Source organism: Haemophilus sp. HMSC066A11, assembly GCF_001811665.1.
Classification (GTDB): Bacteria; Pseudomonadota; Gammaproteobacteria; order Enterobacterales; family Pasteurellaceae; genus Haemophilus; species Haemophilus influenzae.
In genome coordinates this window covers 374,784-396,459 of sequence record NZ_KV805866.1, presented here as the reverse complement: position 1 = coordinate 396,459, position 21,676 = coordinate 374,784, and the positions used below count along the sequence as shown (strand labels likewise).

Below are 21,676 nucleotides of genomic sequence, written 5' to 3'. Positions count from 1 at the left end.
TCTTCGTTGATGGGGTTAAAATATAATAAATTATCTAGCCAACTCTTTATTTTTAATATTTTAATTATCTATTTTTTTTACTGTTTTTAGATATGGCGTAGGTGAAGAGTATTTTCAATATGAAGAATTATTTAAACAAGTGTTACCAATAAATAAGATATCAATTTCTTATTTTAAGGATAATGTTCATGATATTGAGTATGGTTATTTGTTTTTTGAATCAGTAATTAAATACTTTACTGATGAACACCTTGTTTTTCTTGTTTTTTATGTCTTTGCAATGTTCCTTTTTCTATATAAGGCAATAAACAATACTGGTTTATATAGAAATATACAGTTGCTTATTTTCTATTCTTTTATATTTTTAGAATATATTTTTAGTGTGCACAGACAAGGTGTGGCAATGTGCATAATATATTATGCTATCATACTGATCCATGAGGATAAATTATTTAGTATACTTTGCTGGTTATTTTAGCCTCGCTATTTCATAAGATAGCCATTATACTTATTCCGCTTTATTTTTTTATAAGAAAAGAATTTAAAGTATCTGTTCTATTTTACATGGTTGTAATTGCATTATTTATATCTTCTTTTGACTTAATAGGTATAGTTATTAAGTGGTGTAATGAGAATTTCTCTAATGTGGCTGTTTTTAGATGGGTGTTTCACTATTATTTTAATAAGCATGATGCAAATTTAAAAATGTCTGCTATACCTTACATGCAACGAGCAATAATGTTATTTATACTATTCCTATTTTATAAAAGAATCCCCTATACTTATTCTAACTTACTGCTCTTATATGTTAGTCTTTTCTTTATATTCTCTAATGTGGGAGTGTTAGCAAATAGGGTTTCAGGAATTTTATTGGTATCTTATGCAATATTTTTCTCTGTTCTAATTTGTAACTTAAAATTTAAGAGAAATAGATTACTTATTATTTTATATATGTTTTTTCTAACTTAGTATTTTTGTTAAGAATATTCATGATGTTCATCCGTTAACTAATAAGCTAAATTATTTGCTATATGAATTAAACTATAAGACAGTTAACATATTTCAGGAGGGGGAATGAATAAAAGAGTAATAATTATCAGTAATATGAGGATGTTATTTTTATTTCTTCTTATAGATAAAAGGAGATTAGGGGATGTTTTTATATTTTCTAATAAAGTTGAATCTAAAATTAAATCTGCATTTGAGTTTCATAGTGCTGATTCTATCTTTGATTTACTATTTAAAAAAATTATTTCTGAAATTAAATTAATATATTTTTGTTATAAAAATAAAATAGAATTTAAAAAAACTGTTGTTTATGGTGCTGACCATATTTTAGGCTCTTCATTTTTTTTAAGTAAATGTCTTTTTTATTTAATTGAAGATGGCACTGAGAACTATCAAACTAAAAATTATAAAAGAAGTTTAAAAAATAGATTGTTTTCACTACCTAAATTTGGAATGCATAAAAATGTTAAGAAAATTTATTTAACAAGGAATGATAATATTCCTGATTGTATTAAAGAAAAAGTTGAAGTAATTAATATTCATCAACTTTGGAAAAATAAAACAAAAGAAGAACAAGATGAGATTTTATTTTTACTAAGTGTAGATAAAAATAAATTAGAAAATTTAAAGCATAAAAGTATCGTTTTATTTACACAGCCACTTTCAGAAGATAATGTTTTAACTGAGGAAGAGAAAATCGCTCTTTATAAAACTATAATAGGAAATTATGATCAAGAGAAACTTGTAATTAAAACACATCCAAGAGAAACTACAAACTATCGAAATTATTTCCCTAATATTGAGGTTTTTAGTGAAAATTACCCATCTGAGATTTTAGATGTATTAGGCATAAGATTTGAAAAAGTGGTAACAATTTTCTCAACGGCTGTATATGTATACCCAAAAGAAGATATTATTTTTTATGGTACAAAAATACACCCTAAATTATTATCAAGATTTGGAAGGATAGAATATGAATAAGTTATTTTTGTCTAAATTTATTTTAGCTTTATTAGATTTTATTACATTTAATGCTTCTTTTTCATTATCTTTACTAATAATATCCTATTATCATCATGGATATGATCAATATTTACCTGTTTACGAAGTGGATGATAGATATTACATTCATACGCTTTTAGGTTTTCTTTGTGTTGGATGGTTTGCTATTAGGCTAAGACATTATACTTATAGAAAACCTTTTTGGTTTGAGTTAAAAGAGATTTTTAGAACACTTCTTATCTTTGCGGTCTTTGAACTTGCAATTGTTGCATTTTCTAAATTATATTTCTCTAGATATTTATGGTTTCTTACTTGGGGAATCACTTTTCTAATTTTCCCTTTTGCAAGAGTATTTGTAAAGCATTTATTAATAAAGCTTAGTTGGTTTGTTAGAAATACCGTCATAATTGGTGCTAGAGATAATGCTTTTGATATATATAATGCCTTGAAAGATGAACCTTATTTAGGTTTAAAGGTAATATGTTTTATTTCTGTATCAAATACTACTAATGTCAATGTGGTATCACTGGATATTCCTATTTTAGATAATACTGATTCTTGGAAATCAAGAATGAAGAAGTCAGATCAATTTATTATTGCTCTTGAGGATAATGAAGAAGTAGATAGGAATAATTGGTTACGTTATTTTTCCACAAATGGATATCGTTCTGTTTCTGTTATTCCTACATTGAGAGGCTTACCTTTATATAGTACGGACATGTCTTTTATGTTTAGCCATGAAATGATGTTATTACGAATGAATAATAATTTGGCTAAACTATCTTCTCGTATTTTGAAACGAACCATGGATATTGTTGTTGGTTCCTTAGCTATTATTATATTTTCCCCTGTGTTGCTTTATCTGTATTTTGCAGTAAAAAAAGATGGTGGTAATGCTATTTATGGACATCCTCGAATTGGTCGTAATGGGAAGACATTTAACTGCTTAAAGTTTAGATCATTGATTGTAAATTCCAAAGAGGTGCTTGATGAATTGCTAAGAACAGATCCTCAAGCAAGAGCAGAATGGGAAAAAGATTTTAAATTAAAGAATGATCCTCGAATTACTAAAATCGGTGCTTTTATTCGCAAAACAAGTTTAGATGAATTACCTCAATTATTTAATGTTTTAAAAGGTGAAATGAGTTTAGTTGGGCCTCGCCCAATTGTAATTGATGAGCTAGAGCGTTATGAAGAAAACGTAGATTATTACTTAATGGCAAAACCCGGTATGACAGGGCTTTGGCAAGTCAGCGGACGTAATAATGTCGATTATAATACTCGCATTTATTTTGATTCTTGGTATGTAAAAAATTGGTCACTTTGGAATGATATTGCTATTTTGTTCAAAACTGTAAATGTAGTTTTAAAACGAGATGGAGCTTATTAATGTTTTATTTAATTATTTCTTAAGCGAGATTTCTTCTATTTGTATTACTTTAAATTTATTAACTCAACAAGATGAATATTTTAATCACCGGCGGTTCCGGCTTCATCGGTTCCGCTCTTATTCGATATATCATTTATCAGACTCAAGATTCCGTTATCAATATTGATAAACTGACCTATGCGGCAAATCAATCAGCTTTGAAAGAGGTTGAAAATAATCCTCGCTATGCTTTTGAGCAAATTGATATCTGTGATCTTAAGGCGATAGAAAGCGTTTTCGAGAAATATCAGCCTGATGCAGTGATGCATTTGGCGGCAGAAAGTCATGTCGATCGTTCTATTTCTGGAGCAGCTGATTTTATTCAAACCAATATTGTTGGTACTTATACGTTGTTAGAGGTTGCTAAGAATTATTGGCATACCTTAGACGAAGCTAAAAAAACGACCTTTCGATTCCACCATATTTCTACTGATGAAGTTTATGGTGATTTATCTCTTTCAGAACCTGCTTTTACCGAATATTCTCCTTATCATCCAAGCAGCCCTTATTCAGCATCAAAAGCAGCGAGTGATCATTTAGTTTATGCTTGGCATCGCACTTATGGCTTGCCGGTGATTATTACAAACAGTTCCAATAACTATGGAGCTTACCAACATCCGGAAAAACTCATCCCTTTAGTGATTTCAAATGCACTGATGGGGAAGCCTTTGCCAATTTATGGTGATGGGCAGCAGATTCGCGATTGGTTATTTGTGGAAGAGCATGTTCAAGCCTTATATTTAGTTTTAACAAAAGGTCGAGTCGGGGAAAACTATAATATCGGTGGAAATTGTGAAAAAACAAACCTTGAAGTGGTTAAAACAATTTGTCAATTACTCGAAGAACTTGCACCAAATAAGCCTAATAATATTAAGTATTACGATGATTTAATTATTTTTGTAAAAGACCGACCTGGTCACGATGTGCGATATTCATTGGATTGTTCCAAAATTCATGCAGAATTAGGTTGGCAACCGAAAATAACCTTTGAACGAGGACTTAGCCAGACAGTACAATGGTATTTGTTTAACAGTTAATCTTCTTAAATAGGGTAAAAGATAAGAATGTTTATCTATCTTGTGATTTTTTCTCTTTTTATTAGACAATAAAATATAAGATAGTTGAAGAAGTAAAAAATATTGCCTGAGTTATGAGCCAAGAATGACTGGCTTGTGAAATAAAATATATGGGAAACAATATGTATAATTCCTAAAATACAAATACATTTTGTTTCTAAATTATGGGTGTTTAAATTTTTAATAAAGAAAAATATTGGAGTTAGAATAATCAGGATTAATGCTATAAATCCAACTAAACCACGTTTCACCCAAGATTCTAAATATTGATTATGTAAACTTCCAAAATGTAAAGTGGTTTTAGCCATTTGTTTAGATTTTACTTGTTTATGTCTAAACTCCTCGTATCCATTACTCCCATGGCCAAAGATAGGCGCTTCCTTTATAGCAATTAAGGCATTTTCCCACATGTCAAATCTCGCACCTAATGAGGTGTTTCTATTGTTTTTTTCTAAATAGCTAACAATATCTGATTTTGCTGCGTTATATCGTTTTTCAATTCCGAATTTAGGATTGGCAATGAGTGCGGTTAATCCAATGGTAATAACTGTAACTAAAGTTATAATAAGTTTCTTATTAATGTCTTCTTTGTATAGAAATAAAATTATACCAATTACAACGGGTAAGCCAATCCATCCACCTCTAGCCCCAGATAATGCACTAGTCATGATAGCAAGTATAATGGCTACAAACCCAAATAATGTAGACTTATATTGTTTTTTGATGAAGAAGTGAAGAGTGATAACAAGGGTGAATGTGGCTAAAGAGATCGCAATGTTGCCCATTTGTATGTGCATTATTTCAGGAAATGGTTTTTCATACCCTAATACAAACTTCTGAAATAACGCAACGCATCCAGTAATTAATGCACTAGAAGGAATTGCGTATAAAATTGTTTTCCTTTTTATTGGAAAGTTTTTGAATAAAAGTAGTAGAGGAATGAATAATAGAAGTCGGCTTGGATTATCTATTTCTCTAATCCCATCTTTATTGATAATGATAGATAATAAGAATGTGGAGAAATAAAATAAAAAAGAAAAAATCAGTTTTTTATCTTCAGAGCTAAAAGATAGTTTTTTCTTTAATGGTATGAAATAAATCAATCCAATCGCGCTTAATATTATTGGTGCATAGTTATAGCCCTTTGGAACGATTAAAACAGTTAAGAAAAATAGAGAAACTAAGAAGTTAATTGTAAACGTTAGATGTTTTTCTTGAATCATACGAATAAAAGCATGTGCAAACTTAAATTGAGTAGATTCTACCTTAAATATTTGTAAAATGCTTGTTATTTATGATTGAATGATGTGAAATTAGGTATAAAGCTGGTATAGTTTCTAAATTTATTTTGTTTATACATGGGGGAATAAATATGCAAATTACACTTTCAAATAACTTAGCGAATGATGCTTGGGGAAAAAATGCTATTTTGAGCTTTGACTCTAATAAAGCAATAATTCATTTAAAAAATAATGAAAAAACTGACCGCACTTTAGTTCAACAAGCTGCTCGTAAATTGCGTGGGCAGGGAATTAAAAATGTGGAATTAGTCGGTGAAGAATGGGATTTGGAATTTTGCTGGGCGTTTTATCAAGGTTTTTATACCGCAAAACAAGATTACGGGATTGAGTTTCCGCATTTAGATGATGAACCGCAAGATGAATTATTAGCGCGTATTGAATGTGGCGATTTTGTGCGTGGGATTATTAATGAGCCAGCACAAAGCCTAACACCAGTAAAATTAGCAGAACGAGCGGCTGAATTTATCTTAAACCAAGCTGATATTTATAATGAAAAAAGTGCGGTAAGTTTTAAGATTATTTCTGGAGAAGATCTTGAACAACAGGGTTATCACGGAATTTGGACTGTGGGTAAAGGCTCTGCTAACTTGCCAGCTATGTTGCAACTTGATTTCAATCCAACACAAGATCCGAATGCGCCAGTGTTAGCTTGTTTAGTTGGTAAGGGGATTACTTTTGACAGTGGCGGCTACAGTATCAAACCAAGTGATGGAATGAGCACAATGCGAACTGATATGGGTGGGGCAGCATTATTAACGGGGGCTTTAGGTTTCGCTATCGCTCGTGGATTAAATCAACGCGTTAAACTGTATTTATGTTGCGCAGAGAATTTGATAAGCAATAATGCCTTTAAACTAGGCGATATTATTACTTATAAAAATGGCGTGACAGCAGAAGTGCTGAATACTGACGCTGAAGGGCGTTTGGTGTTAGCTGATGGATTGATTGAAGCGGACAGCCAAAATCCAGATTTTATTATTGATTGTGCAACTTTAACTGGTGCAGCAAAAATGGCAGTAGGAAATGACTATCATTCGGTATTATCTATGGATGATGATCTCTTGAAGAATCTTTTCCAATCAGCAAAAGAAGAAAATGAACCTTTCTGGCGTTTACCATTTGAAGATTTTCATCGCTCACAAATTAATTCATCTTTTGCAGATATTGCTAATATTGGTTCTGTTCCAGTTGGGGCGGGGGCAAGTACAGCAACGGCATTTTTATCGTATTTTGTAAAAAATTATCAACAAAATTGGTTGCATATTGATTGTTCCGCAACTTATCGTAAATCTAGTAGTGATTTATGGGCTGTTGGGGCGACAGGGATTGGTGTGCAAACTTTAGCAAATTTAATGTTATCAAAATCATTGAAGTAAGGAGATATGATGACAGAAAGAACTTTTTCGATTATTAAACCTGATGCGGTAAAGCGTAATCTTATTGGAGCAATCTTAACTCGTTTTGAGCAAAATGGCTTTAAAATCATAGCCTCTAAAATGGTACGCTTAACTCGTGAGCAGGCTGAAGGCTTTTATGCAGAGCATCAAGGCAAAGAATTTTTTGCTCCTTTAGTTGAATATATGATGTCTTCGCCGATAGTGGTTTCTGTTCTTGAAAAAGAAAATGCAGTGAAAGATTACCGCACTTTGATTGGTACAACGAATCCAGAAACTGCCGCAGAAGGGACAATTCGTAAAGAGTTTGCATTGAGTCAGCGTGAGAATTCGGTTCACGGATCAGATAGTATAGAAAATGCAAATCGTGAAATTGCTTATTTCTTTACTGATTGTGAAATTTTTGAGCGTTAATTGATAGCAAAAAGCACCTAAAAGTTTTAGGTGCTTTTAAAGTTTTAATGCTTACAAAATTAGACTTTCTTAAGGTTTATAGATGAACTCAATTCCTTCATCATCTTCTTCAGTCCAATCATCATCCCAATCTTCGTCATCATCAAATTGATACTCCGCTAGTTGTTCCTGATGATAATCTTCCCATTTGAATTTTACTTCTTCAGGTGCAACTTGTTGTGTTTCAGCTTCGCGTGGATTTGCTATGATAAAGTCCATAATATCACGACAAAGTGGTGGAACATTTTTCCCTGTTGCAGCTGAAATCAGGTAATAGTCTTCTTCCCAACCTAATTGTTCAGTGATTTCTCGAACCCGCTCTTCAGCTTCTTCATCGCTCATCGTATCAATTTTATTGAATACTAACCAACGTGGCTTTTCTGATAATTTTTCACTGTATTGGAAAAGTTCAGATTCAATAATAGCGACATTATCTGCTGGATTAGATCCATCAATTGGAGCAATATCGACTAAATGAATAAGCACTCTACAACGTTCTAAATGTTTTAAAAAGCGAATTCCTAGCCCTGCACCATCTGCAGCCCCTTCAATTAATCCTGGAATATCAGCGACTACGAAACTGTGTGAGTCGTCCACTTTCACAACACCGAGACTTGGTACTAAGGTAGTAAATGGATAATCTGCAACTTTTGGTTTGGCGGCTGAAACGGCACGAATAAAAGTGGATTTACCTGCATTAGGAAAACCGAGCATTCCCACATCAGCAAGTAGCATTAATTCCAATAATAAATCGCGTTTTTCACCCGGTGTTCCCATTGTTTTTTGACGCGGTGCACGGTTTACCGATGATTTGAAACGGGTATTCCCTAAACCGTGATAACCACCTTTGGCTACCAACATTTTTTGACCGTGTTGGGTTAAATCTCCCAAGGTTTCTTTGGTGTCATTATCAATAGCACGAGTTCCTACGGGAACAGGTAAAATAATATCTTTACCACGACGTCCTGTACAATCTGAACTCCGTCCATTCTCTCCGCGCTCTGCCGCAAAGCGTTTATTAAAGCGGTAGTCAATTAAGGTATTGAGGTTTTCATCAGCCTGTAAATAGACATCGCCACCATCGCCACCGTCACCACCGTCAGGGCCACCTTTCGGTATAAATTTCTCTCGACGGAAACTTACGCAACCGTTGCCACCATCTCCAGCCTCAATTCGAATAAGGGATTCATCAATAAATTTCATTCAAACTTCTCCAAAATAAACCGCACTTTAATGAGTTTTATGCGGTAATAATTTATGTCCAATCGCGGATAAAATTGCTCCGCATACTACAACAAATGCGCCAATATAGCTAATATTATTCAATTCCGGTGCCGCAAAATCTGCTGGGCTAAAATAATGCGCAATATGAGAAAATAGGATCGTGAAAAGAGGTACAAGTGTGATAACAACACTGACTTTTGATACATCCCAACGATTAAGTGCTTCCGCATAAGAGCCGTATCCAATTAAGGTATTTAAACAGCAGTAAATAAAACAAATCAGAGCTAAAGGTGTGAGTTCTTGTACTTGCGAAAATTCAACCATCGGCATAAAGACTATGGCACAACCTAAATACATCATTAGCAAGATTTGTTGTGAATTAAATTTACGTAACATTAATTTTTGCGCCATTCCATAAGCGACCCAAATAAGAGCACCCCCTACACCTAAAATGACACCTGTTGAATACTGATTTAGTCCAGCAAATGCATCAAAACGATCATTAAAGAATAAGCCTAAACCAATTAATAATAAGAAAAGTCCGATCTTTTGGTGCAACCCTAATTTTTCTTTGAAAATCAGTACACCACAGATGAGCATTCCAAAAGAGGATAAATGAATAAAAATTTGTGCAACTGACGGTTCAATGTAATTCAGCGAGCTACTAAATAATAGAAAATTGCCAGTAAGACCAATTACTCCAATAAGCATAATCCACGCATATTGGCGAACTTTCATTAATTCAGGTAATTGTTTTTTATAAGCAAGTAAAGCCAATAATGAAACTGCAGCAATAATGAAACGATACCATACGATAGTTTGCGCATTCATTACAGACAAAACTTGTTTCAAGGCAATAGGCAATGACCCCCAAGCCATAGCGGTAATAAGCGCAAAGGTAAAGCCTAATAAAGGTTGTTGTTTCATTGCTTGCTCGCTTATGTGAAATTAAAAAAGACAAAACGCCCCACAAAATTGTAGGGCGTTTCAATGGAATAGATTTTAAATTATTCAGTAACAATACTTACGTATTTACGGCTTTTCTCGCCTTTTACTTCAAATTTAACTTTACCATCTGCAGTTGCGAATAAGGTGTGATCTCTTCCCATTCCTACGTTGTTACCTGCGTGGAATTTAGTACCACGTTGGCGAACAATAATGCTACCTGCTAATACAGATTCGCCACCGAAACGTTTAACACCAAGGCGTTTAGCTTCAGAATCGCGACCGTTACGAGTTGAACCACCAGCTTTTTTAGTTGCCATCTACTTGATCTCCTCTGAAATTATGCTTGAATCCCAGTGATTTTCACTTCTGTGAACCACTGACGATGACCTTGTTGTTTACGGCTGTGTTTGCGACGACGGAATTTAACGATTTTAACTTTCTCGCCACGACCTTGTGCAACAACTTCAGCCACTACTTTTGCGCCAGCAACTACTGGTGCACCAATTTTAACATCTTCACCATTAACGACCATCAACACAGAATCGAACTCAACTGTTGCGCCAGTTGCAAGTTCAAGTTTTTCTAAACGAACAACTTGACCTTCGCTCACACGGTGTTGTTTACCGCCACTTTGGAAAACTGCGTACATAAATACTCCGCTTAATTGTGTTTTCCTGCTTTTTAGCAGTCCACACTTAAAAATTCATATAAATAGGTCGCAAATTCTACGGAAAAATCCTACCTATGGCAAGAATTTATTTATAATAAAATAAAAAAATTCCCTTCATTTGCGGATTGATTTCAGAAAGTCTGAAAATTCGGGTAAAATGCACCGCACTTTTGACTGATAAATGATGAAATAATGAAGAAACAAGATCTTATGAGCATAGACGAGATCCAGAAACTTGCAGATCCAGATATGCAAAAAGTTAATCAAAATATTCTTGCTCAGCTTAATTCAGATGTATCGCTAATAGGACAGTTAGGTTTTTATATTGTTCAAGGTGGTGGTAAGCGGATCCGCCCGTTGATCGCAGTTCTCGCAGCACGATCTTTAGGGTTTGAAGGAGCTAATTCAATTACTTGTGCTACTTTTGTTGAATTTATTCATACCGCTTCTTTGTTACACGATGATGTCGTAGATGAATCCGATATGCGTCGTGGGCGCGCTACGGCAAATGCTGAATTTGGCAATGCGGCGAGTGTATTGGTAGGCGATTTTATTTATACGCGTGCATTTCAATTAGTTGCACAGTTAGAGTCATTGAAGATTTTGGGAATCATGGCCGATGCGACTAACGTTTTAGCGGAAGGCGAAGTTCAGCAGTTAATGAATGTTAATGATCCCGAAACGAGCGAAGCTAATTATATGCGTGTAATTTATAGCAAAACTGCGCGTTTGTTTGAAGTGGCTGGTCAGGCTGCGGCAATTGTCGCCGGTGGAACAGAAGCTCAAGAAAAGGCGTTACAAGATTATGGGCGTTATCTTGGCACTGCATTTCAGTTCGTGGATGATGTATTGGATTATAGTGCAAATGCGCAAGCTCTAGGCAAAAATGTAGGCGATGATTTAGCTGAAGGAAAACCAACCCTTCCTCTACTACACGCTATGCGTCATGGAAATGCTCAACAGGCAGCTTTAATTCGCGAAGCGATTGAGCAAGGTGGTAAACGTGAAGCAATTGATGAAGTATTAGCTATTATGACTGAGCATAAGTCTTTAGATTATGCAATGAATCGTGCAAAAGAAGAGGCTCAAAAAGCAGTGGATGCAATCGAAATTTTGCCAGAAAGTGAATATAAACAAGCGTTGATTTCATTGGCATATTTGTCTGTAGATAGAAATTATTAGTCCATAATTTAGCTTATATACTTGATACCCATTAATTTTAATTAAACTTTATGAATACAGAACTTCAACCTAAACTAGAAAAAAGTGCGGTCAATTTTCAAGCTAAACCGCGAAAACAAAAAATCCGTAAGGATCCTAACGCACCTTTTATTCGTGAAAAACTTGAGTTGCCAGATGGACACAATAAGCTCCTTTTGCATTCTTGTTGTGCGCCTTGCTCTGGCGAAGTGATGGAAGCAATTCTTGCATCAGGCATTGAATTTACAATTTATTTTTATAATCCAAACATTCATCCACTCAAAGAATATTTGATTCGTAAAGAAGAAAATATCCGTTTTGCAAAAAAATTTGGTATTCCATTTATTGATGCTGATTACGATCGTCAAAATTGGTTTGATCGTGCTAAGGGTATGGAATGGGAGCCTGAGAGAGGTATTCGCTGCACAATGTGTTTTGATATGCGTTTTGAAAAAGCTGCTGAATATGCTCATAAACATGGTTTCCCTGTATTTACTAGTTGCCTAGGTATTTCTCGCTGGAAGGATATGAATCAAATCAATGGCTGTGGACATCGTGCGGCGGAAAAATATGATGATGTAGTTTATTGGGATTATAACTGGCGCAAGGAAGGTGGCTCGCAACGCATGATTGAAATTAGTAAGCGTGAGCGGTTTTATCAACAGGAATATTGCGGTTGTGTATATTCTTTACGTGATAGTAATAAATGGCGAGAAGAGACGGGTCGTCAAAAAATTGAAATCGGAAAATTGTATTATAGTGCTGATTAAAAATAGAAAAATAAAGGTGTTGTTTCACAGAATTTGCTGAACAGCACCTTTTATTTCACTATTTTATCACTTCATCTTGATCATAATGATTAATTTTTAAACGTTGAAAATAATCTTTTGTTTCTTCAATGATCACTTTTCGCAATCCAATAAGCGCGATAAGATTTGGGAAAGCCATCAAACCATTTACAATATCGGCGATAATCCATATTAAATTTAAGTGTAAGAATGCCCCTAAACCAACCAACATAATATAAGCTAGACGATATAGTTTTACGCCACGAATACCGACGAGATAGACAAAGCAACGTTCCCCGTAGTAACACCAACCTAAAATAGTCGTGAATGCAAAAAATAATAAACCGACTGTTACAATCGTTGCACCAATTGATGTGCCTAAACCTTGTGCAAAGGCATAGTTTGTGACAGTAGCACCCGCTAATTCAGGATTGTTCCACGCTCCCGTTAATACCAATACAATACCTGTCATTGTACAAACGATGATGGTATCTAAGAATGTACCTGTCATGGAAATTAAGCCTTGTCGCACAGGTTCACGAGTTTGTGCCGCTGCAGCTGCAATTGGTGCGCTTCCTAAACCTGATTCATTGGAGAAAATGCCGCGTGCAACGCCTGATTGAATAGCCTTCATTACGGTAAAGCCAACAGCCCCACCTAGCGCAGCTTGCGGATCAAAAGCACTATCAATAATCAATAAAATCGCATCTAGTACTTTTTCTATATTTAAAAGGATAATAACCAGTGAAGTCGTGACGTATAAAATCGCCATAAACGGCACAATTACCGATGATGCGGTTGCAATACGTTTTACACCGCCAAGAATAATTAAGCCGACTAAAAGCGTCACAATAATTGCAGTAACTAAAACTGGAATATTAAAAGTATCTTGCATTGCATGGGTAATCGCATTGACCTGTGGGAATGTGCCGATCCCGAAAAAGGCCACCATCACACCAAATAATGCAAATAATTTTGCTAACCATTTGATACCTAGTCCACGTTCAATGTAATACATCGGGCCGCCAGCCATAAAGCCATTTTTATCGCAAACACGGTATTTAACCGCGAGTAAACATTCAGCATATTTTGTTGCCATTCCTAACAAAGCAACCAGCCACATCCAAAAAATAGCCCCTGGCCCACCTGCTTGTACCGCAGTTGCCACGCCCACAATATTACCCGTTCCAATTGTTGCTGCTAATGCAGTACAAAGTGCGGCAAAAGAGGAAACGTCCCCTTTTCCACCTTTATCTTTTTTAAATAAATAACCTAGTGCACGTGGTAAATAGCGAATTTGAATAAAGCCTAAGCGTAACGTTAAATAGAGCCCCGTGCCCGATAAGAGTATGAGTAGAGGTGCGCCCCAAATAAAGCTATCAATAGCTGAAAGAATTGACTCAATTGTCATTGTGATTCCTCGTCGTTTAAATCAAAAATAAACACGACAAGAAGACGAAAAGATACAATGGAAAAGAAAGTGTGGTAAAAAGATAGATAATTTCCACACTTACGATAGATTGTCTTTTGCCCCTGTCCTTTTGCCTGAGCGTTTGAAAAACGATTGAAAAATTAACCGCTCTTTTGCGCCTTCGGCGTCCATTTCTAAAATGGATCTCTCCAAGGGTTCGTCCAGTAACAGTCCCTGCCATCGCACCTGAAAGATTTTACATCGTCGGTGTGGGGTCAATTCCCCGCTCTCCAGCTACCTTCATCCGAACTCACTTTCCATTAGATATTGAAAAGTGTGCGAATTCTAACAAAACAGGAAATGAATTTCAAAAAGGAATTTTTATGTAGAACAATCACTTTATTCAATATCTCCGCAAAAACGATAGCCTTCTCCATGTATAGTCATAATGATATTTGGAGTATTTGGATGATCTTCAAAATGTTTTCTGATACGTCGAATTGTGACATCTACGGTACGATCCTGAGGTTTTAACTCTCGTCCCGTCATTTTTTTCAGCAATTCTTCGCGCGTTTGCAATTTTCCTGGATTTTCACAGAAATGTAACATTGCACGAAATTCACTGCGAGGAAGTTTGAATTCTTGTCCTTCTGGTGTAATTAAACTGTGGCTATTTAGGTCTAATTTCCAACCATTAAAACGATAGAATTCTCGACCAAATGTATTTTCTTTTTCTTGATGCGACATTGTGCGATGCAATAGATTACGTGCGCGGATAGTCAGTTCTCTAGGGTTAAAAGGTTTGGTTAAATAATCGTCGGCACCAATTTCCAGACCTAAAATTTTATCCACTTCATTATCTCGACCAGTTAAAAAAATAAGAGGTAAGCTTAATTCTTCACGGAGTTCTCTTGCCAATAATAAGCCGTTTTTACCTGGTAAATTAATATCCATCACAACCAAATTAATATTATGATTTGCCAATATATGATGCATTTCAACACCATTTTCTGCTTCAAACACATCATATCCTTCCGCTTCAAAAATCCCTTTAAGCGTATTTCGAGTGACAATTTCATCTTCAACAACGAGAATTTTTGGAGTAGTCATTTTCCATCCTTATACTTATTTTGGCGTATGCTATCAAAGCTATCATTCTATCTGTGCAACATTATTGTAACAATAAAAAAGTGCGGTGATTTTTTACCTGATTTTCCTTTTTGTGATCTAAATCATAGTTTTAGGTATTCAACTTTCTTTGTGATAGAATTTCGAGAATCTATATTTTTACACTCAATTCTATGAAAAAACTCTTTCTTTTTTTTACGCTGATTTTCACCGCTTTTGCGGCTAATTCAGGTTTATTCGATAAAAAACAAACCTTTTTAAAAGTAGATGATGCTTTTGCTTTTTCTGCTACTTTATCTACAGATAAAAGCCAGTTACAAGCCCATTGGGATATTACCGATGGCTATTATTTGTATCAAGATAAAATTAGTGCTGAGTTAGTCGGTAAATCAAATCCTCTCTCTTTACATACCCAACAGGCGGCGGAATTACATCAAGATCCTTATTTTGGCGAAGTAAAAGTTTTTACTCACTCAATTGATGGCATATTTAGGGGTACATTTAATAATGCTGATGATAAGGTTGAAATCACTTATCAAGGATGTACCGAAGGTTTTTGCTATCCGCCTGAAACTAAAGTATTACGAATTGGGGATTTAGCCATTTCTCAAGAGCAAATTGTCGAAAAAACAGTTGAAAAAAATACCGCACTTTTATCTGAACAAGATCGTTTAGCTGATGGTTTATTCCATAGTAAATGGACAATTTTTGGTTTCTTTTTATTAGGATTGGGACTGGCTTTTACGCCTTGCGTATTGCCAATGTTACCGTTGCTTTCTGCTATTGTTATCGGTCAGCAACAACGTCCAAATATGATGCGAGCGTTTAGTTTAGCTTTTCTTTATGTTCAAGGTATGGCTCTGACTTACACTTTGTTAGGTCTTGCAGTGGCAGCCATCGGTTTACCGTTTCAAATCGCCTTGCAACATCCTTATGTGATGATCGGGCTTTCTATTTTATTTGTTGTGCTTGCCCTTTCAATGTTTGGCTTATTTACTATTCAATTGCCAAATAGCTTACAAAATAAACTCAATACATGGAGCCAAAAACAAACCTCGGGTGCTTTTGGCGGAGCCTTTGCAATGGGAATGATTGCTGGGCTGGTGGCATCGCCTTGCACATCTGCGCCACTTTCTGGTGCTTTACTTTATGTGGCACAAAGTGGCGATTTATTCACAGGCGCAGCAACCCTTTATTTGCTCGCACTTGGTATGGGCGTGCCGCTAATGTTAATCACATTGTTTGGTAATAAAATTTTGCCAAAATCAGGTGAGTGGATGAACACAGTGAAACAAACATTCGGCTTTGTGATGTTAGCGTTACCTGTATTTTTACTTTCTCGTATTTTGCCTGAAGTATGGGAACCTCGCTTATGGGCTGGGTTAGCGACAGTATTTTTTATTTGGTTTGCGTTGCAGATGTCTAAGAACGGTTTTGGCTATGCTATTAAAATTATTAGTTTTGTGTTGGCTATGGTTACTGTACAACCCCTGCAAAATTGGATTTGGCAAACTCAGACTACAACACAAAGTGCGGTAGAAAATAAGTCTGTTTCTCAGGTTAAATTTAAGCAAATTAAAAATACTGAAGAACTTGACCGCACTTTAGCGGAAAATCCGCATTCAATTGCTATGTTGGATTTATACGCGGATTGGTGTGTTGCTTGTAAAGAATTTGAAAAGCTGACGTTTTCAGATCCACAAGTGCAACAGCAATTTCAAAATATCTTATTGTTACAAGTGAATATGACAAAGAATAGCCCAGAAAATAAAGCATTAATGGAACGCTTTAATGTGATGGGATTGCCTACGATTTTATTTTTTGATCAGCAAAATAATGAAATTAAAGGAAGTAGAGTAACGGGCTTTATGGATGCTGATGCTTTTTCCAATTGGTTAAAAGCCTTGCATTAAGTTAGAATTATTTACAATAAGTAAAAACTCTTTTTCTGTTATACATCTTGTTTAACAAATAGCTAATCATTATTATAGCTAGGTTTTAATTTATCTTTAAACGAAAGGAAAGCAAAATGAACAATCTTGAAAAATATCGCCCGTATTTCTTGGCATTTTTACGTATCGTTGTCGCTTATATGTTTATTTTACACGGCACGGCAAAATATTTGGAATTTCCAATTTCTATGACTGGAGGAAATGGTGCAGTAGGCGATCCAATGCTACTAGTAGCAGGCGTAATTGAAATTGTTGGTTCAATTTTATTAATCTTAGGTTTATTTACACGCCAAGCCGCGTTTATCTTGTCAGGGGAAATGGCATATGCCTATTTCTTTCTGCACGTAGCAGGAAAAGGAAACCTATTTTTCCCAATTGCAAATGGCGGCGAGCTTGCATTACTTTACTCACTTCTCTTTCTATATTTTGTATTTTCTGGCGCAGGTGCTTGTGCTTTAGATAATAAGTTTTTTAAAAAGTAGTTTAGTTGTAGTTTCATAATTTTATCCTTATTTTTGCCCACATTTATGTGGGCTTTTTTATGCCTGAAATTTATCGCATTTTTTACCGCACTTTAAGAAATTATATTTAATCTTTTCTATATTTAAGCAAACGTTTGCGTTATAATTCTCATCGCTTATTTTTAACTATTTAATGAAAGGAAAATACAATGGCAGATCGTCCAATTCGTCAGGCTTTACTGAGTGTGTCTGATAAAACGGGTATTGTAGAGTTTGCTCAAGGTTTAGTTAAACGTGGTGTAAAACTACTTTCAACAGGTGGAACGGCAAAACTTTTAGCACAAAATGGTTTACCTGTAATGGAAGTGTCTGATTACACAGGTTTCCCAGAAATGATGGACGGTCGAGTGAAAACCTTACATCCCAAAGTACATGGCGGTATTCTTGGTCGTCGTGGTACAGATGATGCCATCATGCAGCAACATGCCATTGAAGGCATTGATATGGTGGTGGTGAATTTATATCCATTTGCAGCCACTGTGGCTAAACCTGATTGCACTTTGGCTGATGCGGTAGAAAATATCGATATTGGCGGTCCAACAATGGTTCGTTCTGCGGCGAAAAACCACAAAGATGTGGCGATCGTAGTTAATAACAATGATTTCAACGCAATTCTAGCCGAAATGGATCAACATCAAAACAGCCTAACTTTTGAAACTCGTTTTGACCTTGCGATTAAAGCATTTGAACATACCGCTCAATATGATTCTATGATTGCCAACTATTTCGGTCAGCTAGTAAAACCTTATCATATTGCAGAGGAAGAAGAGGCGAATGCGAAGTGCGGTCAATTCCCACGAACTTTAAACCTTAACTTCGTGCGTAAACAAACTATGCGTTACGGCGAAAACGCCCATCAAAATGCGGCATTTTATGTTGATTTAAATGTGAAAGAAGCGAGCGTGGCTACAGCTAATCAACTGCAAGGTAAAGCCTTGTCTTACAATAATATTGCCGACACTGATGCAGCACTTGAATGCGTGAAAGAATTTGACGAGCCAGCTTGCGTAATCGTTAAACACGCCAATCCATGTGGCGTGGCGTTAGGTAAGGATATTTTAGACGCCTATAATCGCGCTTACCAAACCGATCCAACGTCTGCTTTTGGCGGCATTATTGCTTTTAACCGTGAATTAGACGAAAAAACGGCGAATGAAATTGTGGAACGCCAATTCGTTGAAGTGATTATCGCACCGAAAGTTTCTGCTGAAGCGCAAGAAGTAATGAAGCGTAAGAAAAATGTGCGTTTGCTTGAATGTGGTGAATGGACTTCTTGTTCCGAACGTTTGGATTTCAAACGTGTAAACGGCGGTTTATTAGTACAAGATGCGGATTTAGGTATGGTTGGCGTGAATGATTTAAAAGTCGTGAGTAAACGTCAGCCAACTGAACAAGAATTAAAAGACTTATTATTCTGCTGGAAAGTGGCAAAATTTGTGAAATCGAATGCCATTGTTTACGCCAAAGACAATCAAACTATCGGCATTGGTGCAGGTCAAATGAGCCGCGTATATTCTGCGAAGATTGCGGGTATTAAAGCGCAAGATGAAGGTTTAGAAGTGGCTGGTTGTGTGATGGCATCTGATGCGTTCTTCCCATTCCGTGACGGCATTGATGCGGCGGCGAAAGTGGGGATTCAATGTGTGATCCAGCCAGGTGGATCAATGCGCGATCAAGAAGTCATTGATGCGGCGGATGAACATAATATGGTGATGGTATTGACTGGAATGCGACATTTTAGACATTAATTTATCTAACTATCCCCCTCTTTAGCAAAGAGGGGAAGGGGAGATTTGGCAGAAGTGATTTCAAGCTCATACTAAATTCAATATCGTTTAAATCTCCCCCTAGCCCCCTCTTTACAAAAGAGGGGGAATTGCAGGTAAAAAATAGCCGTACTTTTTTTAAATTAGGCATACGCAAGGACTACAACATGGACATCCTCATCATCGGAAACGGCGGTCGTGAACACGCCTTGGCTTGGAAAGCTGCACAATCTCCATTAGCAGATAAAGTTTTTGTCACACCGGGTAACGCTGGTACTGCATTGGAGCACAAAGTAGAAAACGTGAATATTTCTGCGACAGATATTCCCGCATTAGTGAAATTTGCTCAAGATAAACAAATTGGATTAACCATTGTTGGTCCTGAAGCCCCCTTAGTGATAGGGGTAGTTGATGCATTTCGTGAAGCTGGATTGAAGATTTTTGGACCAACTCAAGCAGCGGCGCAATTAGAGGGTTCAAAAGCATTTACTAAAGATTTCCTTGCTCGTCATAAAATTCCAACAGCGGAATATCAAAACTTTACCGAAGTCGAACCAGCATTGGCTTACTTGCGTGAGAAAGGCGCACCAATTGTCGTTAAAGCAGATGGTTTAGCTGCAGGTAAAGGCGTAATCGTTGCGATGACCTTGCAAGAGGCGGAAAACGCTGTGCATGATATGCTTTCTGGTAATGCCTTTGGCGAAGCGGGGAGCCAAGTAGTAATTGAAGAGTTTCTAGATGGCGAAGAAGCCAGTTTTATCGTAATGGTAGACGGTAAAAATGTTGAGCCTATGGCGACTAGCCAAGATCATAAACGTGTTGGCGAAAATGATACGGGATTAAATACAGGCGGTATGGGTGCGTATTCGCCTGCACCTGTGGTAACACCCGAAATTCATAGTCGCATTATGCGGGAAGTGATTTATCCGACGGTTAATGGCATGGCGGAAGAAGGCAATGTTTATACTGGCTTCCTGTATGCAGGATTAATGATTATGCCGAATGGTCAACCGAAAGTGATCGAATTTAACTGTCGTTTTGGCGATCCGGAAACGCAACCAATAATGCTACGTCTCAAATCAGACCTTGTTGAACTCTGTCTTAAAGCCTGTGATGGCAAATTAGATGAAGTAACATCACGGTGGGATCCGCAGGCTTCTTTAGGTATCGTATTGGCTGCAGAAGGATACCCAAAAGATTATCGCAAAGGCGATGAAATCAGCGGATTGCCTAAAAGTGCGGTCAAAAACGAGAAAGTTTTCTTAGCGGGTGTCGCAGAACAAGAAGGCAAGCTAGTAACAAACGGCGGTCGTGTACTTTGTGTAACTGCATTAGGCGAAAGCGTATTTGAGGCACAGCAGAAAGCGTTAAAATTGGCTGAGCAAATTCAATGGTCTGGGCGTTTTTATCGTCGAGATATTGGTTACAGAGCTGTGTTGCGTGAAAAAAGCTAAAATTAATGATAAGATTGTAAACCTTTTTATTGGAGGGAATAATCTATGTCAGTCAGTCAGTCAGTCAGTCAGTCAGTCAGTCAGAGTATAGAAATGTTGCTGTTATTACCACTACAATTGGTCGAAAAACACTAGAAAAAGCTATTTTATCTGTTCGTTCTCAAACTTATCCTTGTAAGCACTATGTGTTTGTTGATGGAAAACAATATTGGGCTAATGTTGAGCCATTACTGAAAAAATATCCAGAGGTTATTTTTACTTTTTTGCCAATGAATACTGGGGGAGAAAATGATATTGGAAATGGTGGGATTCACGCTATATTACCTTATCTTCTAAAAGAAGATATTTTTTGTTTTTTAGATGATGATAATTGGCATGAACCTGAGCATGTTGAATATTTAGTGAATATGATTGTTAAATACCAACTAGATTATGCTTATTCATTACGTTATCTTTATGATGATAATGGAACGTTTATATCAAAAGATTGCTGTGGTTCTATCGGATTTTGGAAGGCGGAAGTTTCTGTAATGATAGAAACTCAAAAAGTAGGGTTAGTGTCAGTATCTAATAATTCAGAGCCTTTAATTGATACTAATAGCTATGCTTTAACACGAAAAATCTCTTTTGAGTTATCAGAATCTTGGTATTCAGGTACAGCAAATGATCGTACTGTATTTAGAAAATTATTATCACTTAATGCAAAAGGTGGTTTTACGGGAAAATGTACTACTCATTATAAACTCACTCCAATTTTTGATAGAGAGCAATTTTATAAGGAAGAGATTTATCAAGCAGTGCGTTTACAAAATGAGAAGGTTATTGAAATGGGTATAACTTGGGACATGCCAACGATTTATACTAATAATGAGTTGATAGCACTTTCGGAAAATAGATAAGGAAATCTATACATTTTTATTATAATTATATGAATTTAATTCATTAATAAAG

19 protein-coding genes, 1 pseudogene and 1 riboswitch are annotated in these 21,676 nt (G+C 36.0%); of the genes and pseudogenes, 13 read left to right on the top strand and 7 right to left on the bottom strand.

Annotated elements, in window-relative coordinates:
• The first annotated feature begins 70 nt into the window (after positions 1–70).
• From HMPREF2813_RS10125 to rfbB, 4 genes and pseudogenes are all read left to right on the top strand, one after another.
• Positions 71–969 (top strand): annotated as a pseudogene (locus tag HMPREF2813_RS10125) (EpsG family protein).
• Between the two features lie 105 nt (positions 970–1,074).
• Entirely contained in the window at positions 1,075–1,989 is a 915-nt protein-coding gene (locus tag HMPREF2813_RS04865; RefSeq protein ID WP_005655765.1) for a sialyltransferase SiaA, read from the top strand.
• Positions 1,982–3,400, top strand: a complete 1,419-nt coding sequence (gene wbaP / locus HMPREF2813_RS04860; protein WP_042611048.1) for an undecaprenyl-phosphate galactose phosphotransferase WbaP — start codon at positions 1,982–1,984, stop codon at positions 3,398–3,400. The genes HMPREF2813_RS04865 and wbaP overlap by 8 nt, the downstream gene beginning before the upstream one ends.
• 71 nt (positions 3,401–3,471) lie before the next feature.
• Positions 3,472–4,476 carry a dTDP-glucose 4,6-dehydratase gene (gene rfbB / locus HMPREF2813_RS04855; RefSeq protein ID WP_005651396.1) on the top strand — a complete coding sequence of 335 codons (1,005 nt, stop codon included), beginning with the start codon at positions 3,472–3,474 and terminating at the stop codon, positions 4,474–4,476.
• Positions 4,477–4,511: 35 nt separating this feature from the next.
• Here rfbB and HMPREF2813_RS04850 read toward each other — a convergent pair whose 3' ends face one another.
• Positions 4,512–5,738, bottom strand: a complete 1,227-nt coding sequence (locus HMPREF2813_RS04850; RefSeq protein ID WP_014551027.1) for an O-antigen ligase family protein — start codon at positions 5,736–5,738, stop codon at positions 4,512–4,514.
• Positions 5,739–5,887: 149 nt separating this feature from the next.
• Between HMPREF2813_RS04850 and pepB the strand changes: the two genes are divergently transcribed.
• Both pepB and ndk read left to right on the top strand, forming a co-directional pair.
• Positions 5,888–7,192, top strand: a complete 1,305-nt coding sequence (gene pepB, locus HMPREF2813_RS04845) for an aminopeptidase PepB (RefSeq protein WP_005651400.1) — start codon at positions 5,888–5,890, stop codon at positions 7,190–7,192.
• Between the two features lie 9 nt (positions 7,193–7,201).
• Entirely contained in the window at positions 7,202–7,624 is a 423-nt protein-coding gene (ndk, locus tag HMPREF2813_RS04840; RefSeq protein ID WP_041174641.1) for a nucleoside-diphosphate kinase, read from the top strand.
• A gap of 69 nt (positions 7,625–7,693) precedes the next feature.
• On the opposite strand, the gene cgtA is transcribed toward ndk, so the two are convergent.
• The 4 genes from cgtA to rplU form a co-directional block, all read right to left on the bottom strand.
• Positions 7,694–8,866, bottom strand: a complete 1,173-nt coding sequence (gene cgtA, locus HMPREF2813_RS04835) for an Obg family GTPase CgtA (protein WP_014551025.1) — start codon at positions 8,864–8,866, stop codon at positions 7,694–7,696.
• Between the two features lie 27 nt (positions 8,867–8,893).
• Entirely contained in the window at positions 8,894–9,814 is a 921-nt protein-coding gene (locus HMPREF2813_RS04830; protein WP_014551024.1) for a DMT family transporter, read from the bottom strand.
• Between the two features lie 80 nt (positions 9,815–9,894).
• A complete protein-coding gene (gene rpmA / locus HMPREF2813_RS04825) occupies positions 9,895–10,152 on the bottom strand; it encodes a 50S ribosomal protein L27 (protein ID WP_005539872.1) in 258 nt (85 codons plus the stop codon).
• A gap of 20 nt (positions 10,153–10,172) precedes the next feature.
• Positions 10,173–10,484 (bottom strand): 50S ribosomal protein L21, encoded by a 312-nt coding sequence (gene rplU / locus HMPREF2813_RS04820; protein ID WP_005626416.1) that lies wholly within the window; start codon positions 10,482–10,484, stop codon positions 10,173–10,175.
• A 213-nt stretch (positions 10,485–10,697) separates the two neighbouring features.
• On the opposite strand from rplU, the gene ispB reads away from it, so the two are divergent.
• Together ispB and HMPREF2813_RS04810 are read left to right on the top strand one after the other, a co-directional pair.
• A complete protein-coding gene (ispB, locus tag HMPREF2813_RS04815) occupies positions 10,698–11,687 on the top strand; it encodes an octaprenyl diphosphate synthase (protein ID WP_070646990.1) in 990 nt (329 codons plus the stop codon).
• A 50-nt stretch (positions 11,688–11,737) separates the two neighbouring features.
• The gene (locus tag HMPREF2813_RS04810; protein WP_012054565.1) at positions 11,738–12,475 is read left to right on the top strand and encodes an epoxyqueuosine reductase QueH; all 738 of its coding nucleotides are present in this window, start codon (positions 11,738–11,740) and stop codon (positions 12,473–12,475) included.
• A gap of 58 nt (positions 12,476–12,533) precedes the next feature.
• Here the strand turns inward: HMPREF2813_RS04810 and HMPREF2813_RS04805 are convergent, their stop codons facing one another.
• Entirely contained in the window at positions 12,534–13,904 is a 1,371-nt protein-coding gene (locus HMPREF2813_RS04805; protein WP_012054564.1) for an alanine/glycine:cation symporter family protein, read from the bottom strand.
• A gap of 112 nt (positions 13,905–14,016) precedes the next feature.
• Positions 14,017–14,127: riboswitch (glycine riboswitch) on the bottom strand.
• Between the two features lie 176 nt (positions 14,128–14,303).
• Positions 14,304–15,014 (bottom strand): two-component system response regulator ArcA, encoded by a 711-nt coding sequence (gene arcA / locus HMPREF2813_RS04800; RefSeq protein ID WP_005659073.1) that lies wholly within the window; start codon positions 15,012–15,014, stop codon positions 14,304–14,306.
• Positions 15,015–15,205: 191 nt separating this feature from the next.
• On the opposite strand from arcA, the gene HMPREF2813_RS04795 reads away from it, so the two are divergent.
• The 5 genes from HMPREF2813_RS04795 (at position 15,206) to HMPREF2813_RS04775 (ending at position 21,624) form a co-directional block, all read left to right on the top strand.
• Complete coding sequence (locus HMPREF2813_RS04795) at positions 15,206–16,945, top strand: protein-disulfide reductase DsbD (protein WP_012054563.1); 1,740 nt, start codon at positions 15,206–15,208, stop codon at positions 16,943–16,945.
• 116 nt (positions 16,946–17,061) lie between these two features.
• On the top strand, positions 17,062–17,466 hold the full coding sequence (locus tag HMPREF2813_RS04790) for a DoxX family protein (protein ID WP_005648172.1): 405 nt from the start codon (positions 17,062–17,064) through the stop codon (positions 17,464–17,466).
• A gap of 188 nt (positions 17,467–17,654) precedes the next feature.
• Positions 17,655–19,253 (top strand): bifunctional phosphoribosylaminoimidazolecarboxamide formyltransferase/IMP cyclohydrolase, encoded by a 1,599-nt coding sequence (gene purH / locus HMPREF2813_RS04785; protein WP_012054562.1) that lies wholly within the window; start codon positions 17,655–17,657, stop codon positions 19,251–19,253.
• A gap of 185 nt (positions 19,254–19,438) precedes the next feature.
• Positions 19,439–20,725, top strand: coding sequence for a phosphoribosylamine--glycine ligase (gene purD, locus HMPREF2813_RS04780; protein WP_005686121.1), 1,287 nt, complete (start codon positions 19,439–19,441; stop codon positions 20,723–20,725).
• Between the two features lie 29 nt (positions 20,726–20,754).
• A complete protein-coding gene (locus HMPREF2813_RS04775) occupies positions 20,755–21,624 on the top strand; it encodes a glycosyltransferase (protein ID WP_224064290.1) in 870 nt (289 codons plus the stop codon).
• Positions 21,625–21,676: the final 52 nt, after the last annotated feature.

Bases quoted from the DNA above. Each gene is read 5' to 3' on its own strand.
- HMPREF2813_RS04865 (WP_005655765.1), top strand. From the start codon at position 1,075: ATGAATAAAAGAGTAATAATTATCAGTAATATGAGGATGTTATTTTTA.
- wbaP (WP_042611048.1), top strand. From the start codon at position 1,982: ATGAATAAGTTATTTTTGTCTAAATTTATTTTAGCTTTATTAGATTTT.
- rfbB (WP_005651396.1), top strand. From the start codon at position 3,472: ATGAATATTTTAATCACCGGCGGTTCCGGCTTCATCGGTTCCGCTCTT.
- HMPREF2813_RS04850 (WP_014551027.1), bottom strand. From the start codon at position 5,738: ATGATTCAAGAAAAACATCTAACGTTTACAATTAACTTCTTAGTTTCT.
- pepB (WP_005651400.1), top strand. From the start codon at position 5,888: ATGCAAATTACACTTTCAAATAACTTAGCGAATGATGCTTGGGGAAAA.
- ndk (WP_041174641.1), top strand. From the start codon at position 7,202: ATGACAGAAAGAACTTTTTCGATTATTAAACCTGATGCGGTAAAGCGT.
- cgtA (WP_014551025.1), bottom strand. From the start codon at position 8,866: ATGAAATTTATTGATGAATCCCTTATTCGAATTGAGGCTGGAGATGGT.
- HMPREF2813_RS04830 (WP_014551024.1), bottom strand. From the start codon at position 9,814: ATGAAACAACAACCTTTATTAGGCTTTACCTTTGCGCTTATTACCGCT.
- rpmA (WP_005539872.1), bottom strand. From the start codon at position 10,152: ATGGCAACTAAAAAAGCTGGTGGTTCAACTCGTAACGGTCGCGATTCT.
- rplU (WP_005626416.1), bottom strand. From the start codon at position 10,484: ATGTACGCAGTTTTCCAAAGTGGCGGTAAACAACACCGTGTGAGCGAA.
- ispB (WP_070646990.1), top strand. From the start codon at position 10,698: ATGAAGAAACAAGATCTTATGAGCATAGACGAGATCCAGAAACTTGCA.
- HMPREF2813_RS04810 (WP_012054565.1), top strand. From the start codon at position 11,738: ATGAATACAGAACTTCAACCTAAACTAGAAAAAAGTGCGGTCAATTTT.
- HMPREF2813_RS04805 (WP_012054564.1), bottom strand. From the start codon at position 13,904: ATGACAATTGAGTCAATTCTTTCAGCTATTGATAGCTTTATTTGGGGC.
- arcA (WP_005659073.1), bottom strand. From the start codon at position 15,014: ATGACTACTCCAAAAATTCTCGTTGTTGAAGATGAAATTGTCACTCGA.
- HMPREF2813_RS04795 (WP_012054563.1), top strand. From the start codon at position 15,206: ATGAAAAAACTCTTTCTTTTTTTTACGCTGATTTTCACCGCTTTTGCG.
- HMPREF2813_RS04790 (WP_005648172.1), top strand. From the start codon at position 17,062: ATGAACAATCTTGAAAAATATCGCCCGTATTTCTTGGCATTTTTACGT.
- purH (WP_012054562.1), top strand. From the start codon at position 17,655: ATGGCAGATCGTCCAATTCGTCAGGCTTTACTGAGTGTGTCTGATAAA.
- purD (WP_005686121.1), top strand. From the start codon at position 19,439: ATGGACATCCTCATCATCGGAAACGGCGGTCGTGAACACGCCTTGGCT.